The organism is Nonomuraea sp. NPDC047897 (genome assembly GCF_043204415.1).
Lineage (GTDB): Bacteria > Actinomycetota > Actinomycetes > Streptosporangiales > Streptosporangiaceae > Nonomuraea.
The window spans coordinates 276,139-291,446 of sequence record NZ_JBIDCC010000010.1 but is presented as its reverse complement, the minus strand read 5'-3'; the positions used below and the strand labels follow the sequence as shown (position 1 = coordinate 291,446).

General features: G+C 72.2%; 15 protein-coding genes. 4 read left to right on the top strand and 11 right to left on the bottom strand.

Annotation, left to right across the window (positions count from 1 at the left end):
- Together ACGF0J_RS23970 and ACGF0J_RS23965 are read left to right on the top strand one after the other, a co-directional pair.
- The gene (locus ACGF0J_RS23970) at positions 1-1,152 is read left to right on the top strand and encodes a Gfo/Idh/MocA family protein (protein WP_393149182.1); all 1,152 of its coding nucleotides are present in this window, start codon (positions 1-3) and stop codon (positions 1,150-1,152) included.
- The gene (locus tag ACGF0J_RS23965) at positions 1,149-2,156 is read left to right on the top strand and encodes a sugar phosphate isomerase/epimerase family protein (protein ID WP_393149229.1); all 1,008 of its coding nucleotides are present in this window, start codon (positions 1,149-1,151) and stop codon (positions 2,154-2,156) included. The genes ACGF0J_RS23970 and ACGF0J_RS23965 overlap by 4 nt, the downstream gene beginning before the upstream one ends.
- 262 nt (positions 2,157-2,418) lie before the next feature.
- On the opposite strand, the gene ACGF0J_RS23960 is transcribed toward ACGF0J_RS23965, so the two are convergent.
- The 6 genes from ACGF0J_RS23960 to ACGF0J_RS23935 form a co-directional block, all read right to left on the bottom strand.
- Positions 2,419-3,564, bottom strand: a complete 1,146-nt coding sequence (locus tag ACGF0J_RS23960) for a MalY/PatB family protein (RefSeq protein ID WP_393149181.1) — start codon at positions 3,562-3,564, stop codon at positions 2,419-2,421.
- A 124-nt stretch (positions 3,565-3,688) separates the two neighbouring features.
- Positions 3,689-5,140, bottom strand: a complete 1,452-nt coding sequence (locus tag ACGF0J_RS23955; RefSeq protein WP_393149180.1) for a serine hydrolase domain-containing protein — start codon at positions 5,138-5,140, stop codon at positions 3,689-3,691.
- Positions 5,141-5,383: 243 nt separating this feature from the next.
- On the bottom strand, positions 5,384-6,625 hold the full coding sequence (locus ACGF0J_RS23950) for a Fic family protein (RefSeq protein ID WP_393149179.1): 1,242 nt from the start codon (positions 6,623-6,625) through the stop codon (positions 5,384-5,386).
- A gap of 139 nt (positions 6,626-6,764) precedes the next feature.
- Positions 6,765-7,850 (bottom strand): zinc-binding dehydrogenase, encoded by a 1,086-nt coding sequence (locus tag ACGF0J_RS23945; RefSeq protein WP_393149178.1) that lies wholly within the window; start codon positions 7,848-7,850, stop codon positions 6,765-6,767.
- An 18-nt stretch (positions 7,851-7,868) separates the two neighbouring features.
- The gene (locus tag ACGF0J_RS23940) at positions 7,869-8,060 is read right to left on the bottom strand and encodes a ferredoxin (RefSeq protein WP_393149177.1); all 192 of its coding nucleotides are present in this window, start codon (positions 8,058-8,060) and stop codon (positions 7,869-7,871) included.
- Positions 8,057-8,509: a pyridoxamine 5'-phosphate oxidase family protein gene (locus tag ACGF0J_RS23935; RefSeq protein WP_393149176.1), complete on the bottom strand. Its 453-nt coding sequence runs from the start codon at positions 8,507-8,509 to the stop codon at positions 8,057-8,059. Before ACGF0J_RS23935 ends, ACGF0J_RS23940 begins: the two co-directional genes overlap by 4 nt.
- Positions 8,510-8,587: 78 nt before the next feature.
- On the opposite strand from ACGF0J_RS23935, the gene ACGF0J_RS23930 reads away from it, so the two are divergent.
- The gene (locus ACGF0J_RS23930; protein WP_393149175.1) at positions 8,588-9,223 is read left to right on the top strand and encodes a class I SAM-dependent methyltransferase; all 636 of its coding nucleotides are present in this window, start codon (positions 8,588-8,590) and stop codon (positions 9,221-9,223) included.
- Between the two features lie 18 nt (positions 9,224-9,241).
- Here the strand turns inward: ACGF0J_RS23930 and ACGF0J_RS23925 are convergent, their stop codons facing one another.
- From ACGF0J_RS23925 to ACGF0J_RS23910, 4 genes are all read right to left on the bottom strand, one after another.
- Positions 9,242-10,255 carry a DUF1702 family protein gene (locus ACGF0J_RS23925; protein ID WP_393149174.1) on the bottom strand — a complete coding sequence of 338 codons (1,014 nt, stop codon included), beginning with the start codon at positions 10,253-10,255 and terminating at the stop codon, positions 9,242-9,244.
- Between the two features lie 120 nt (positions 10,256-10,375).
- On the bottom strand, positions 10,376-11,416 hold the full coding sequence (locus tag ACGF0J_RS23920; protein WP_393149173.1) for a prenyltransferase: 1,041 nt from the start codon (positions 11,414-11,416) through the stop codon (positions 10,376-10,378).
- A complete protein-coding gene (locus tag ACGF0J_RS23915; RefSeq protein ID WP_393149172.1) occupies positions 11,413-12,129 on the bottom strand; it encodes a class I SAM-dependent methyltransferase in 717 nt (238 codons plus the stop codon). Before ACGF0J_RS23915 ends, ACGF0J_RS23920 begins: the two co-directional genes overlap by 4 nt.
- Positions 12,130-12,173: 44 nt before the next feature.
- A complete protein-coding gene (locus tag ACGF0J_RS23910; protein ID WP_393149171.1) occupies positions 12,174-13,421 on the bottom strand; it encodes a glycosyltransferase family 4 protein in 1,248 nt (415 codons plus the stop codon).
- A gap of 254 nt (positions 13,422-13,675) precedes the next feature.
- Here ACGF0J_RS23910 and ACGF0J_RS23905 point away from each other — a divergent pair, with 254 nt between their 5' ends.
- Positions 13,676-14,698: a GDP-mannose 4,6-dehydratase gene (locus ACGF0J_RS23905; protein WP_393149170.1), complete on the top strand. Its 1,023-nt coding sequence runs from the start codon at positions 13,676-13,678 to the stop codon at positions 14,696-14,698.
- Between the two features lie 79 nt (positions 14,699-14,777).
- Here the strand turns inward: ACGF0J_RS23905 and ACGF0J_RS23900 are convergent, their stop codons facing one another.
- Positions 14,778-15,257 (bottom strand): MarR family winged helix-turn-helix transcriptional regulator, encoded by a 480-nt coding sequence (locus tag ACGF0J_RS23900; protein ID WP_393149169.1) that lies wholly within the window; start codon positions 15,255-15,257, stop codon positions 14,778-14,780.
- Positions 15,258-15,308: the final 51 nt, after the last annotated feature.

The window sequence follows — 15,308 nt, the reverse complement described above, 5'->3', positions numbered from 1 at the left end:
ATGTCAGACAAGACCACCATCGGCGTGGGCATGGTCGGTTACGCGTTCATGGGCCGCGTCCACTCCCAGGCCTGGCGGAACGTGGGAGCGTTCTTCGACCTGCCGCTGGCACCGCGCATGGCGGTGCTGGCGGGCCGGTCCAAGGAACGCACGTCCGCCGCCGCCGCCCAGCTCGGCTGGGCCGACGTCGAGACGGACTGGAGGGAGCTGATCCGGCGCGACGACGTGCAGATCGTCGACATCTGCACGCCCGGCGACAGCCACGCCGACATCGCCATCGCCGCGCTCGCCGCCGGCAAGCACGTCATCTGCGAGAAACCGCTGGCCAACACCGTCGCCGAGGCCGAAGCGATGGTCCGTGCCGCGGCGTCCGCGCCGGGCAGGAGCATGGTGGCGTTCAACTACCGCCGGGTGCCCGCCGTCGCGCTGGCCCGCCGCTACGTCGAGGAGGGCCGGCTCGGCGAGATCCGCCACGTCCGCGCCCAGTACCTGCAGGACTGGATCGTCGACCCGGACTTCCCGCTGGTGTGGCGGCTGCAGAAGGACAAGGCCGGGTCCGGCGCGCTCGGCGACATCGGGGCGCACATCATCGACACCGCCCAGTTCGTCACCGGCCAGCACGTCGTGGGCGTCTCCGCGCTCACCGAGACGTTCGTCAAGGAACGTCCGCTGGCCGCCGACTCGGCCGGGCTCGCCGCCACCGGCGGGGCGGCCACCGGCCCGGTCACCGTGGACGACGCCGCCCTGTTCATCGGCCGGATGTCCGGCGGGGCGCTCGCCTCCTTCGAGGCGACCCGGTTCGCCACCGGCCGCAAGAACGCGCTGCGCATCGAGATCAACGGCTCGCGCGGCAGCCTCGCGTTCGACTTCGAGGCGATGAACGAGCTGTGGGTGAGCGAGGGCGACGGCGGCTTCACCCGCGTCCTCGTCACCGAACCCGACCACCCCTACGTGGGCGCCTGGTGGCCGCCGGGGCACGGCCTCGGCTACGAGCACACCTTCACCCACGAGATCAAGGACTTCCTGGAAGCCGTCGCCCGGGGCGGCGACCCCGAGCCGTCGTTCGCCGACGGGCTGCGGGTGCAGCGCGTGCTGGCGGCCGTCGAGCAGAGCGCGGCTGACGCCAGCCGCTACACCGTCGTGGAGGACTGATGAGACCGGTCACGCTGTTCACCGGCCAGTGGGCCGACCTGCCGTTCGAGGAGGTGTGCCGGCTCGCCGCCGAATGGGGCTACGACGGGCTGGAGATCGCCTGCTCCGGCGACCACTTCGACGTGGCGCAGGCCGTCGCCGACCCGTCGTACGTCGAGCAGAAGCGCGCCCAGCTCGACAAGCACGGCCTCAAGGTGTGGACGATCTCCAACCACCTCGTCGGCCAGGCCGTCTGCGACCACCCCATCGACGAGCGGCACAAGGCCATCCTGCCGGCCCGCGTCTGGGGCTCCGGCGACCCGGAGTCGGTGCGGCAGGCGGCGGCCGAGGACATGAAGAACACCGCCCGCGCCGCCGCCGCGCTCGGCGTCGACACGGTCGTCGGGTTCACCGGCTCGTCCATCTGGCACACCGTCGCCATGTTCCCGCCGGTGCCGGCCTCCATGGTCGACGCCGGCTACCAGGACTTCGCCGACCGCTGGAACCCCATCCTCGACGTCTTCGACGAGGTTGGCGTACGGTTCGCGCTGGAGATCCACCCGAGCGAGATCGCCTACGACTACCACACCACGGTCCGCACCCTGGAGGCCATCGGACGCCGGCCGGCGTTCGGCATCAACTGGGACCCGTCGCACATGGTGTGGCAGGACCTCGACCCGGTCGCGTTCATCCTCGACTTCGCCGACCGGATCTACCACGTGGACTGCAAGGACACCCGCGTCCGTGTCGGCGACGGCCGGCGCGGACGCCTGTCCTCCCACCTGCCGTGGGCCGACCTGCGGCGCGGCTGGGACTTCGTCTCCACCGGCCGGGGAGACGTGCCGTGGGAGGACTGCTTCCGGGCGCTCAACTCCATCGGCTACACCGGGCCCATCTCGATCGAGTGGGAGGACGCCGGCATGGACCGGCTGGACGGGGCGCGGGAGGCGCTGGGCTACATCCGCAAGCTCAACTCCATCACCCCGCCGGCCACCGCCTTCGACGCCGCCTTCTCCACGACGTAAGGCGAAGCGCCGCAGCCAGAGGGGCCTGGGACCTGGGGAGTTCCGGGCCCCGAACGGCATGGTCCTCGCCACGGACCATGCGGCAGATCCACCACGGACCGTACGGCAGATCCACCACGCGCGATGTCGGTGACCGCCCTGTGCGGCAGGACACTCCCCCTTCGGTGAGCGCATGCGGGCTCTTCCGCTGGCGGCGTTGTGGGAAGCGGACGTCGGCCGGTGACGCGCCGCTTCGGCGCGGTTGACGAACGATGCCGGCCGGTCAGCGGATCGCGGCGATGCGGGCGACCGCCTCGGTGAGGGTCTGGGGGGCGCAGCCGAAGTTGAGCCGGGCGAAACCGGCCCCGGTGGAGCCGTAGCGGTGGCCGGAGTTCAGGGCGACCTTGGCGGTGGCGAGGATGCGGGCGGCGGGGTCGTCGCCCCAGCCGAGCGTGCGGAAGTCGAGCCAGGCCAGGAAACCGGCGTCCGGCCGTACGTACCCGACCTCGGGCAGCGACCGGGCCAGCGACTCGCCCAGCAGGTTCCGGTTGTGGTCGAGGACGTCCACGACGTCGGCGAGCCAGGGGTCGCCCTCGGTGAACGCCGCCACCGTGGCGAGCACTCCCAGGTGCCCGGTGCGGTAGAGGGAGTGGGGGGAGAGCCGGTCCACGTAACGCTTCGGCGCGGGATCGGCGGTGATGACGGCGGCGGCCTTGAGCCCGGCCAGGTTCCAGCCCTTGCTGGCCGACAGGAACGCGAACCCCCAGCGCCGCGCCTCGTCCGACACCGACAGGAACGGGACGAACTCCGCCCCCGGCAGGACCAGCGGTGCGTGGATCTCGTCGGACAGCACGTGCACGCCGTGCCTGTCGGCCAGTTCGGCGAGGGCGACCAGGTCCTCGCGGGGGTGGACGAGCCCGACGGGGTTGTGCGGATTGCAGAGGACGTACGCCGTCGCATGGCCGGCGAAGGCGCGTTCCAGCGCGTCCAGGTCGAGCCGCCATGCCCCCGGCTGCCCGGCCAGCGGCGCTTCGACGACGTGCGCCCCGACCTCTCGGATCCACCAGGCGAACGGCTCGTACACCGGCGGGCTGATCACCACGCCGTCCCCGGGGGCGACGACGCGGCGCAGGATCTCGACGATGCCGATCCCGACGTCGGCGACGGTGCGCACCTGGTCGGGGTCGATCGTCCAGTCCCAGGCGCGCCGGGCATAGCCGCTGACCGCGTTCGCGAGGTCGGGGGTGGGCGCCGCGTAGCCGGTGTCCGACCGGTCGATCGCCGCGCGCAGGGCCCGGGCCACGGGCTCGGCCAGCGGGAAGTCCATCTCGGCGACCGGCAGGGGCAGGACGTCGTCCGGGAAGGTCCGCCATTTCGCGCTGCGGCGCAGGCGCAGCTCGGCGAGGGGCGGGATCGGGAGAGCGGGCATGGGTGAGGCTCCTGGAGGGGCTGGTCCGTTCTGGTGTGGTTCCATGGTCGGCTGCGCGGGGGGCGTACCGCTTCCGATAAAGAGCCGACCGATGCCGGAAACCCGCCATCGCTGCCGGAGCCCGTCACCGGAGGTCCCCGGCGTGGTGCGCCCCGCGGCCGCGCCGGAGCCGGGCCAGGCGGAAGCCGGCCGTCAGCGCGCCCGCCGCCGCCGCGACGGTCACGGTGATCGTCAGGGGCACGGCGAAGTAGGTGAGCTGCTCCCAGGTGACCGTCCGGCCGTTCATCAGGAACGAGATCAGGCCCGGGTACGCCGCCAGCACCGCCACGGGCAGCAGGACCGGCACGAGCCGCGCCCACGCCCGCCACCGCGGCCGGCCGGCGCGCCGGGACGCCCAGCGGCGCGACCGCAGCACGCCGAGCACGCCCAGCCCCGCCGCGGCCGCCGTGAGGGCCCCCAGCACCAGCTCGAACAGTTGCCTGTCGCCGCCCGGCGGCTCCGGCGTCCCGCCCTCGCTCAGCTCCGCCAGGCCGGTGGCGATGTCGAAGGTGTCGTCGTGCAGGGCGGCGCTGTTGGTCATGACGGCGAAGCCGTACCCCGTGGCCGGCACGATGATCTGGACGGCGGTGTAGGTGAACAGGTTGCCCGAGTGCGCGAGCCGCCCGGTCTCGTCGTCGACGCCCCACCCCATGCCGTACTCGTGCACCTCGGAGGGGGCGTGCATGGCGGCCAGGCTCTCCGGGCGCACCAGCCGGCGGCCGTTGCCCATCTGGGTGATCAGCCAGCGGCCCATGTCGGCGGCCGTGGTCACCACCCCGCCGCTGCCGCCGCCGTTGAGGAAGGCGGGCAGCTCCGGGCGGGACCGCCAGAGGCCGAACACCGAGTTGTAGCCGTCGGCGGGTCGTACCTCCCGGTCGCTGACCGCGCTGGAGCGCATGCCGAGCGGGCCGAAGACCCGCTCGCGCAGGTAGTCGCCGAAGCTGCGGCCGCCGACCACCTCGACCAGCCTCGCGGCGAGGTTGTAGTTGGCGTTGCAGTACTCCCACCGGGTTCCGGGGTCGGCCCGGAGCGTGGCGGTGCCCAGCCGGCCGACGTACTCCCGCAGCGAGGCGGCGTCCTTCAGCGCGTCGCCGTCGGTGGTGGTGTCGGACAGGCCGGAGGTCTGGTTCAGCAGGTGCCGTACGGTGATCCGCGTTGCGCGCGGGTCGGCCAGGCGCAGCTCGGGCAGGTGCTCGGCGACGGGGTCGTCCAGCGCGACCGCGCCCTTGTCCACCAGGGTCATCACGGCCATGGCGGTGAACGACTTGCTCACCGAGGCGACCCGCATGGGGGTGTCGGCGGTGACGGGCTCGCCGTCGGAGTCGTGGCCGTAGCCGGCGGCGTGCACGACCCGGTCGCCGCGCGTCACGACGGCCGACAGGCCGGGCAGGCCGGTCTCGTCGAGGGCGCGGGTGAGGTAGGCGTCGACGGCGGCGGGGGTGAGGCCGGCGCCGGGCGGCGTCGGGGGCGGCGTGGCGGGCGGCGTGGTGGGGGACAGGCCGGTGGCGAGGGCCAGGCCGATGAGTGCGGTCTTCACAGCGTGCTCCGTGTTCGAGGGACATCGCTGAACCTACGGAGCACACGGGCACCGCCACATCGGCGGAACGGCAGGCACGGACCCTGACGAAAGACATGTCCTCCCGTCGGCGACCGGCGCCCACGGCGCCATTGGCCCGCCTTCGCTAGGACAGCGCTTCCGCGGTGACGGTCCGGTTCCTCGGACTGTTCACCGTTGCGGCCTGGCCGGCACGACTCGCCGGGGAACCGACTCGCGGGTGTCCTACCGGGTGCTGGCCAGGCGGCGTTCGGTCAGCGTGAGCAGGTCGAAGATCTCGCGAGCGAGGTATCCCGTCGTGTTGCGTTCCACCTGCTTGGGGTGCAGGATGCCGGCCCCGGCAAGCTCCTCCAACGCCTGCCTGGCGGCCGGATGGGTGATGCCGAGCAGGGCCTGCACGGTACGAGCGGTGACCAGGGGGGCTGCGGGCAGCAGGTCGAGCAGCCGCGCGACCGCCGAGCCGGCTCTGGGCGCCGGTCGCAGCCCGTGGGACTCGCGAAATCGCCGATGGCGTTCGACCCACTCGTCGTGCAGTTCGGCCAGCTCGTCGGCGAACTTCTCGGCCTGCTCGACCGCCGTGACGGTCGCCCCGAGGAAGACACGCAACCACGAGTTGATCGCCGTGTGCGCCTCTGGCGATCCGGGTTCGCCGGCGTACCGGTACGCCGTCAAGCCCTCCACGTAGGCGTCGGAGCGCGTGAGCAGCACCAGGCTGATCGGCAGGATGGCGTTGGGCGTGAGACCCCGTCGGGTCAGGACGGTGTGGATGAGGGCGCGGCCGACCCGCCCGTTGCCGTCGGTGAAGGGGTGGATGGTCTCGAACTGGGCGTGTGCCAGGGCCGCCTGCAGGACGGCCGAGTGTCCGGCGCTGTTGATGTACGCGAGGAGGTCGTCCATCAGGGCGGGAACGTGCTCGGGCGGCGGCGGCACGAACTCCGCGTCGAGCGGATGCCAGTCGCCTCCGCCGATCCAGTTCTGCACGTCACGCAGCCCGTGGTGCCGCTCGTCGGGAAGGAGGGCCGTGTGCAGGGCGACGATGTCCGCGGTGCACACGGAACTGACGGCGACCAGGTCGGTGACGGCCCGCCGAAGCGCTGTGACGTTGTTGGCGACCAGCGCGGCAGTGGCGGTGAACCCTCGGGAGACGCCGGCGTCCAGCCCGGCCAGCTCGGCAAGGGCAATCTGCTGGGGTGAGGCCTGCAGCCCTTCGATTCTTGAGGAGGCGATGGCCTCGGACCTCAGCAGGAACCGCGCGAGGCCGTCCACTCCGTGCCCGGTCGGATGGGCGATCAGCCGTCGCACGAGCGTCTCGGCTCTGGCGGCCTCGTGCGAGACGTCGTCCGCCACGATGATGGTGCTGGTGGTGAGCCGGTCGGGCAGATAGGGGTGGTAGCGGCCACCGCGCCGGTCGCGCTTGCTCGGCCCGTCCCAGGCCATGGGCCACGACGCCTCAAGGAAGGTCCCCACAGGGACTAGCCTTTCACACCCAGCGCCTTGATGTAAGGATAAGCGTTATCCTTACACGGAGCGGCGGCCGGTGAAAGGATAAGGCCTCCGCCCCGACGGCCGGTCGGAGCGGGAGCGGTGCCTGCGGGCGGCGGTGTGGTCAGTCCATGAGGATGATCTGGCGGAGGACCTCGCCGCCCTTGAGCGCGGCCACCGCGTCGTTCAGGTCCGAGAGCCTGAGCCGGGCGCTGATCATGCTGTCGAGGTCGAGCTTGCCCGCCTTGTAGAGGGTGGCGAAGTACGGGAAGTCGTGCCGGACGTCCGCTTCGCCGTACAGGCTGGACAGCAGGTTCTTGCCCTCGAAGAGCAGGCTGAACGCCGAGATCGACACCATGTCGTCCATCGCGCCCGCGCCGACCACGACGACGTCGCCGCCCTGGCGGGTGAGCTGCCAGGCGCTCTGGATGGTGGCGGACTTGCCGACCACCTCGAAGCCGTAGTCGAACCCGGCCCCGCCGGTCAGCTCGTTCAGCGCGTCGGGAACCTGCTCGGGGGTGACGGCGTGGGTGGCGCCGACCTTCTTGGCCAGCTCGTGCTTGGACTCCAGCGGGTCGACGGCGAGGATCGTCCGGGCGCCGGACAGGCGGGCGCCCTGGATGACCGACAGGCCGACGCCGCCGCAGCCGACGACCGCGACGGTCGAGCCGGGCCGGACGCGGGCGGTGTTGACGGCGGCGCCCACACCGGTGGTGATGCCGCAGCCGATGAGCGCCGCCGCCTCCCACGGCACGTCCGCGTCGATCCTGATCGCGCCCTGCCACGGGATGACGATCTCCTCGGCCCAGGTGCCGCAGCCGGCCATGCCGAAGGCCGTGTTGTCGCCGCCGTAGCGGAAGTTGCCCTTGCTGAAGGACTCGATCATGAACTTCATGCACAGGTACGGCTGGCCGCCCAGGCACAGGTCGCACTCCTGGCACGCGGGCCGCCAGTTGATGACGACGTGGTCGCCGGGCCGGAGGGAGGAGACGTGCTCGCCGACCTCCACGACCTCCCCGGCGCCCTCGTGTCCCGGGACGAGCGGCACGGGCTGCGGCAGCACGCCGGACATGGCCGACAGGTCCGAGTGGCAGACGCCGGTCGCCCTGATGCGCACCCGTACGTCGGTGGGACCGACGGGCGCCAGGGTGACGTCGTCACGGATGTCGAGCTTGTCGTCGCCTACTGCGTGCAGGAGCGCGGCGCGCATAGGGGGGACCTCCTCCGGCTATTCCTCTAGGGAGAGTGCGGCTTTGGGGCACGATCGGACCGCGTGTCGGACGCGGTCGTACATCTCGGGCGGTGGTTCGGGCAGCAGGACGTGGAGCTGGTCGTCGTCGTCCACGTCGAACACCTCGGGCGCGAGTCCCATGCACACGGCGTTGGCCTCGCACACCAGATAGTCGACTTTGATCTTCATGTGAGCCTCCTGTGGTCCCATGACACCACTTTGGCGGGCTCGACGATGAATGCGACGCGTTTTCGCCCGGTCTGTTCCACGTAGGGCAGCAGGAGGTCGTCGGGCGCGCCGGGGTTCATCCGGCGGGCCACCTGCATGCCGACGGCCATGACGTGCTCGGGCGCGTCCACCCGCTCGGCGGTGCCGTACACCATGATGCCGCGCAGCTCGGCGTAGTCGTAGCCGGCCTCGACGAGGCAGGTCACGCGCGGGTCCCGCTCCAGGTTGCGCGTCTTCTGCGCCTTGGCGTACGTCCAGAACGTGATGCGGCCCTCGTCGAGCCCGTAGAACATGGTGACCAGGTGCGGCGTGCCGTCGGGGTTGATGGTGGCCAGCTGCAGCTTGCGTGCCTCCTGGAGGAGGGCGGTCACGTCGTCGTCGGACATCGCGATGCGAGCGCGCTGATTCACGCTGCCAAGTAGAACAGGTTCCAGAATGCCGGGCAAGGGGTCGCCGGAATGTCGTTCGGTTCGGTTAGGGTCGGCCCTATGACGATGCCGCCCGACCTGCTGGCCGCCGCCGAGGACGCCAAGGGCTTCATGCCGCCGAAGGAAGGGCTCGCCCTGTTCGAGACGGCCCTCCGGTACGGCGGGCGGGGCCCCATCTGCGAGATCGGCACCTACTGCGGCAAGTCGGCCGTCTACCTGGGCGCGGCCGCCCGGCAGGCGGGCTCCGTGGTCGTCACCGTGGACCACCACCGCGGCTCGGAGGAGATCCAGCCCGGCTGGCCGCACCACGACCCGTCGCTGGTGGACCCGGCGACCGGCAGGATGGACTCGCTGCCGGTGTTCCGCGCCACGATCGCCGCCGCCGGGCTGGAGGACGAGGTTGTCGCCGTCGTGGGCGCCTCCGACCGGGTGGCCCGCCTGTGGAACACGCCGCTGGCCATGCTGTTCATCGACGGCGGCCACTCGGAGGAGCCGGTGACGCGCGACTACGAGGGCTGGGCGCCGCACGTGATGGCGGGCGGGGCGCTGGTGTTCCACGACATCTACCCCGACCCGGCCGACGGCGGCCAGGCGCCCTACCGGGTCTACCTGCGGGCACTCGCCTCCGGGGCGTTCGCCGAGGTGGCGGCCGAAGGCTCGCTGCGCGTGCTCGAACGGGTGGCGCCCGGCATCTGAAGGACGGCCCGCCGGGGGTCAGCGGCGGCGGCGGCGGGACCAGAACCGCCGGATGTCGGCCTGCCAGGTGAGGAAGTCGTCGTGGGTGCGCGGGTCGTGCCCGAGCGCCAGCAACGCCCGGTCCGCCCAGGCGGCCGCCTCGTCCGCCGCCACCCCGGCCAGCACCGGCGCGGCCCGCGCCACGTGCCCGTCCAGCGGCCCGTCGTGCGGCCCGTCCAGCGGCCCGGCCTGGACGCGGGCGGCGGCGGCGAACGCGCACCCCTGCGCCAGGTGGGCACGGAACCCGTCGGCGCCCGCGCGCTCGGCCAGCACGGACAGCTCCTCCGGCTCGGCCCCGCCGGTGTGCGTGGCGGCGAAGCCGACCCCGCTCCACAGGTCGGCCCGCCTGCCCGCCGGGTAACCGGCGATCGCGGCGGCCACGCCGTCGGGGCAGGCGCCGTCGTGGTACCACAGCAGCCGGCCCAGGCCCTGGTCGAAGGTCGCGCAGTGGGCCCGGGTCAGCAGGTCGGGCATGGTCCGCTCGCCCACCATCCGGTCGGCCCCGTCGAGGCCGCGCTGGAACCCGTACCCGTCGACGGCCAGCCACCGCAGCAGCGGATGGGCCCGGCCGGCGCCGCGCAGCGGGCGCAGCCGCAGCAGCGCGTACCCGCGTCCCGCGCCGAGGTGGACGGCGTGCGCGTGGCGGCCGGCGGGGCCGCCGAGCAGGTCGCGCAGGCGACGGCCGCGGGCCAGGGTGAGCAGGTCGAGCACGGTGCACGCGGCTCCGGCGCCCTCGTAGGCGAACGGCCGGCGGTCCGGCGGCATCTCCTCGATCGTGCCGGGCTCGCCGGTGAGTGCGGCGTTGAAACCCGACACGTACGCGCGTTCGGCGGTCTCGATGGCCGCCTGTGACGGGCCGGTCCCGAGGCGGAACCTGCGCCGCGCCAGGTCGGCCTCGCCCGGGTCCCGCGCCAGCAGCCCGCGCCACCCCCGGGCCGGTCCGCCCAGCCGGCGCACCCGGTCCACGTACGATGATGTGCCCGTCTCGCCCACGCTTCCCCCGAAGACGCCCCGTACGGCCATCCTCGAAGCTAGTGACCGGTCAACCGACCGCGGCGGAGCCGCTCCGCCCTCGCCGGCAAAGAAGCCGCAAAACCGCTTGCGCCCGCGGCGTCAGGCGCGGGCGGGGGTGCAGCCGCACAGGCCGGGGTCGGAGGGCGAGACCGACGGCGCTGAGACGTCGCGGAACAGCGCCGAACCGCCCGACAGGCCCTGGAGCGCGTCGGCGGCCAGCACGACGGCGGCGGCCGTGTAGCCGGACCGCTCGTGCGGGAAGTGCCTGCGGTTGGCGAACTGCCAGCCCGTCCAGTAGGAGCCGTCCTCGTGCCGCAGATGCTGCACGTCGGCGAACAGCCGCGCCGCGCGCTCCCGGTCGCCGAGCGCGTCGAGCGCCAGCACCAGCTCGCACGTCTCCGCCCCGGTCACCCACGGCTGGTCCGACACGCACCGGATGCCGAGCCCCGGCACGACGAACGTCGCCCACTCCCGCTCCAGCAGCTCGAACGCCTGCCTACCGCGCACCGCGCCGCCGAGCACCGGGTAGTACCAGTCCATCGAGTAGCGGCTCTTGTCGGCGAACGCCTCCGGGTGGGCCGCCAGCACGTGCGCCAGCCGGTCGGCGGCCAGCTCCCAGTGCGGCTGCGGGTCGCCCAGGTGCTCGGCCAGCAGCACGCCGCACCGCAGCCCCTGGTGGATCGACGAGCAGCCGGTCAGCAGCGCGTACGCCGCCGCCCGGCCCGCCGCGTCGCGCTCCCACACGATCTCGCCACGCTCGGTCTGCAGGCCGACCACGTAGTCGAGGGCCGCCTTCACCATCGGCCAGTGCCGCTCGGTGACGTCCTGGTCGCCGGTCACGAGGTGGTGGTGCCAGAGCCCGGCCGCGACGTAGGCGGCGTGGTTGGACTCGCCGCCCCGCTCGACCGCGACGCCGCCGGTCACCTTCATCGGCCAGGAGCCGTCGTCGCGTTGCTGCCGGGCCAGCCAGGCGTAGCCGCGCCGCACGGGCCCGGCCAGCCCGGCGACCGTCATGGCCATCAGGCACTCGACGTGGTTCCAGGCGTCCACGTGCCCCTCGGGCCACGGCACGCCGCCGTCGTCCTGCTGGATCGCCGCGATGCTCAAGGCCGTACGGACGACCTCCTCGCGGCCGATCACGCCGCGGGCTTCCTGACGTACAGCACCACGCTCTTGCCGATCAGCGGGTTGAGCAGCGCCTCGGCGACGCGGGTGGCGGCGGGACGCTTCATGATGTCCCAGACGAGCAGCTCGTGGTAGGCCTTGGCGAGCGGGTGGTCGTCGTTGTTGACGCCGACGGCGCACTTGATCCACCAGTACGGCGCGTGCAGGCCGTGGGCGTGGTGGTGCGGCCCGATCACGAAGCCGGTCGCCTTGAGCTTGGCCGACAGCTCGGCCAGCGTGTAGATCCGTACGTGTCCGCCGGGCGCGGTGTGGTAGTCCTCGTCGAGCGCCCAGCAGATCCGCTCCGGCAGGAAGCTCGGCACCGTGACCGCCGCGGTGCCGCCTGGCCTGAGCACCCGGAAGATCTCCCGCATCGCGGCCATGTCGTCGGGGATGTGCTCCAGCACCTCGGCGGCGATCACCCGGTCGAAGGAGCCGTCCTCGAACGGCATGTCCAGCGCCGTGCCCCGGACGGTCTCGCCGCTCGCGCCGGGCGGGACCTCGCCGGCCTTGTCCATCGCCGCGAACATGTTGGCCACGCCGTCCAGCTCGGCCTGGTCCATGTCGAAGGCGACCACGTCCGCGCCGCGGCGCAGCACCTCGAAGGCGTGCCGGCCGCCGCCGCAGCCCAGGTCGAGCACGCGCACGCCGGGGCCCACGGGCAGCCGGGCGAAGTCCACCGTCAGCACTTGATCGGTCTCCTTGGGGTCGAGCGGGGTGTGTTCTTCGAGGTCTACCGGCCGCGCCGGGCGGCGATGGCCTCGCGGTACGCCTCGACGGTGCGCTTGGCGACCACGCGCCAGGTGAAGCGCTCCATCACCCGGTCGTAGCCGGCCCGGCCCACCCGCTCGCGCTCCTCGGGCGAGTCGTGCAGCCGGCGCAGCACCGCGGCCAGCTCCTCCGGGTCGCCGGGCGTGACCTGGACCGCGGCGTCGCCGACGACCTCGGGCAGGGCGCCGGTCCGGCTGGCGACCAGCGGGGTGGCGCATGCCATGTGCTCGACGGCCGGCAGGGAGAAGCCCTCGTACAGCGACGGCACGACGGAGATCTCGGAGGTGGCGATGAGCTCGCCCAGCTCGTCGTCGGAGATGCCGTGCACGAACCGCACCCGCTCGCCCAGCGACAGCTCCTGCACGAGCTGCTCGGTCGGCCCGCCGGGGGTGGGCTTGCTGACGACGGTGAGGTTCACGTCGCGTTCGGTGGCCAGCTTGGCCACGGCCCGCAGCAGCGTGGCGACGCCCTTCATCGGCGAGTCGGCGCTGGCCACGGCCACGATCGAGCCCTTGCGGCGCGGCTTGTCCGGTCGGGGGTGGAAGTAGCGGGTGTCCACTCCGAGCGGGATCAGCCGCATGTTGGCCTGCGGCACGTTGAAGTCGCGGTGGATGTCGGCCAGCGACGACTCGCTGACCGTGAGGATGGGGCTGAGCCGGGGTGCGACCTTGGCCTGCATCTTCACGAAGCCGTACCAGCGGCGCATGGTGAGCTTCTTGGCGCCGGTGGCCGCCTCCAGCTCGATGCGGCGGTCCACGCTGATCGGGTGGTGGATGGTGCCGACCACGGGGAACAGCTTCTGGATGGCGAGCAGGCCGTAGCCGAGGGTCTGGTTGTCCTGGACGACGTCGAAGTCGCCGACGCGCTTCTTCAGCTCGCGGTGGGCGCGCAGGGTGAACGTCAGCGGCTCGGGGAAGCCGGCCGTCCACATGGTGCCGACCTCCAGCAGGTCGATCCAGTCGCGGTACTCGCTCAGCTTCGGGGTCCGGAACGGGTCCTCGTCGCGGTAGAGGTCGAGGCTGGGCACCTCGTTGAGGATCACGCCCTCGTCGAGCTCCGGGTACGGCGGGCCGGAGAACACCTCGACGTGGTGGCCCAGCGCCACCAGCTCCCGGCTCAGATGGCGAAGGTAGACGCCCTGCCCTCCACAGGTCGGCTTGCTGCGGTATGACAGCAGCGCGATCCGCAAGGTGTTGTCTGGGTCGCCCACGGACACCCCTTTCTCCGCCCGGTAGGCCCATGAGACGGGCGTGTACCGTGAAAGATGACCTTAATGCGAAAGGCTACCATCCGGTAGATTGCCGAGAATTGTTCCTCACCTCCGCCGCAGGCCGTGCCAACTGCGACGTTGGCGTGACCGAGCGTGATTCGGTAGAACGAGTTCTAGGTGGTCGTGGTGCCGGGCCGGGAAGCAGGGCTGTACATTCCCTCCCAGCGGACGCGGTAGCGAGATGGAGGAGCCCGTTGGCCAGGCGCGCGTTGATCACCGGCATCACCGGCCAGGACGGTTCCTATCTTGCCGAGCACCTCCTCGCCCAAGGCTACGAGGTGTGGGGGCTGGCCCGCGGTCAGGCCAACCCGCGCGTGTCACGGATGCGCAAGCTGCTGTCCGACGTCCAGGTGGTGCGCGGCGACCTGCTCGACCAGGGCTCGCTCATCAGCGCCGTCGAACGGGTGCAGCCCGACGAGGTCTACAACCTCGGCGCCATCTCGTTCGTGCCGATGTCGTGGGAGCAGGCGGAGCTGACCGCCGAGGTCACCGGCATGGGCGTGCTGCGCATGCTGGAGGCCATCCGGGTCTGCTCCGGCGTGTCGCGGGGCGGCACCCCGAGCGGGCAGATCCGCTTCTACCAGGCGTCGTCGTCGGAGATGTTCGGCCAGGTCAGCGAGACGCCCCAGACGGAGAGCACCGCGTTCCACCCCCGCTCGCCGTACGGCGTGGCCAAGGCGTACGGGCACTTCCTCACGCAGAACTACCGCGAGTCGTACGGCATGTTCGCCGTCTCCGGCATCCTGTTCAACCACGAGTCGCCCCGGCGCGGAGCGGAGTTCGTCACCCGCAAGGTGTCGCTCGGCGTGGCCCGCATCAAGCTCGGACTGGCCTCCGAGCTGCGCCTGGGCAACCTTGAGGCGCGGCGCGACTGGGGGTTCGCCGGCGACTACGTGCGGGCCATGCACCTCATGCTGCAGACCGGACGGCCCGAGGACTACGTGATCGGCACCGGCCGCATGAAGTCGGTCAGGGAGCTGGTGCAGGCGGCGTTCGCCGCGGCGGGGCTCGACTGGGAGCGCCACGTGGTGACCGACCAGTCCCTGCACCGGCCGGCCGAGGTGGACCTGCTCTGCGCCGACCCCAAGAAGGCGCGGATGCAGCTCGGCTGGGAGCCGACGGTGTCGTTCGACGAGCTGGTGGCGATGATGGTCGAGGCGGACATCAGGCTGCTGTCCGACGGCGGCGATCCCGACCAGGACAGCTCCTGGCCCTGACCCGCTGGTCCTGACCCGCTGGTCCTGACCGGCGGTTCCCCGCTGCTGTCACGCTGCGCCGCTCCCCGAGACCGGCTCTCTAGCGCTCCATCCCTGACGCGCCGGCGGGGGCGAGGTGTGCCAGCACGGTCTCGGCGATGGTGCCCAGCGCCTCGATCTGCTCGTCGGACAGCAGGTCGATGATGTGCCGGCGGACGGATTCGACGTGCTGGGGGGCGGCCTCCCGGATCGTCCGCAGCCCGTCCTCGGTCAGCACGATGACGGCGCCGCGGGCGTCGTCCTCGCACTCCTCGCGGGAGACGAGCCCCCGCTGCTCCATCCGGCCGATGTGGCGCGAGAGCCGGCTCTTGGACCAGAGCATCCGGTCGGCCAGCTCGGTGAGCCGCCGCCGGTGCCGCTCGGACGCGGTCAGCGCGGACAGCACGTCGTAGTCGGGCATCGACAGGCCCGAGTCGGCCAGCAGGTCGCGCCCGACCTCGGCGTCCAGCAGCAGCCGCATCCGCCGGTAGCCGATCCAGGCGCGGAACTCGGCGTCGTCCAGCCATCTCGGCTCTCCCATGGACTCACCCTAGCGAGCTCGTTGACATGGAACCAACTTCACGCTGAACGC

Coding starts and splice junctions, on each gene's coding strand:
- ACGF0J_RS23970 (WP_393149182.1), top strand. CDS start 1: ATGTCAGACAAGACCACCATCGGCGTGGGCATGGTCGGTTACGCGTTC.
- ACGF0J_RS23960 (WP_393149181.1), bottom strand. CDS start 3,564: ATGCCCGCTCTCCCGATCCCGCCCCTCGCCGAGCTGCGCCTGCGCCGC.
- ACGF0J_RS23945 (WP_393149178.1), bottom strand. CDS start 7,850: ATGCGCGCCGCGCTCCTGCACGCAGTAGGCGACGACAAGCTCGACATC.
- ACGF0J_RS23940 (WP_393149177.1), bottom strand. CDS start 8,060: ATGAAGATCAAAGTCGACTATCTGGTGTGCGAGGCCAACGCCGTGTGC.
- ACGF0J_RS23930 (WP_393149175.1), top strand. CDS start 8,588: ATGACGATGCCGCCCGACCTGCTGGCCGCCGCCGAGGACGCCAAGGGC.
- ACGF0J_RS23900 (WP_393149169.1), bottom strand. CDS start 15,257: ATGGGAGAGCCGAGATGGCTGGACGACGCCGAGTTCCGCGCCTGGATC.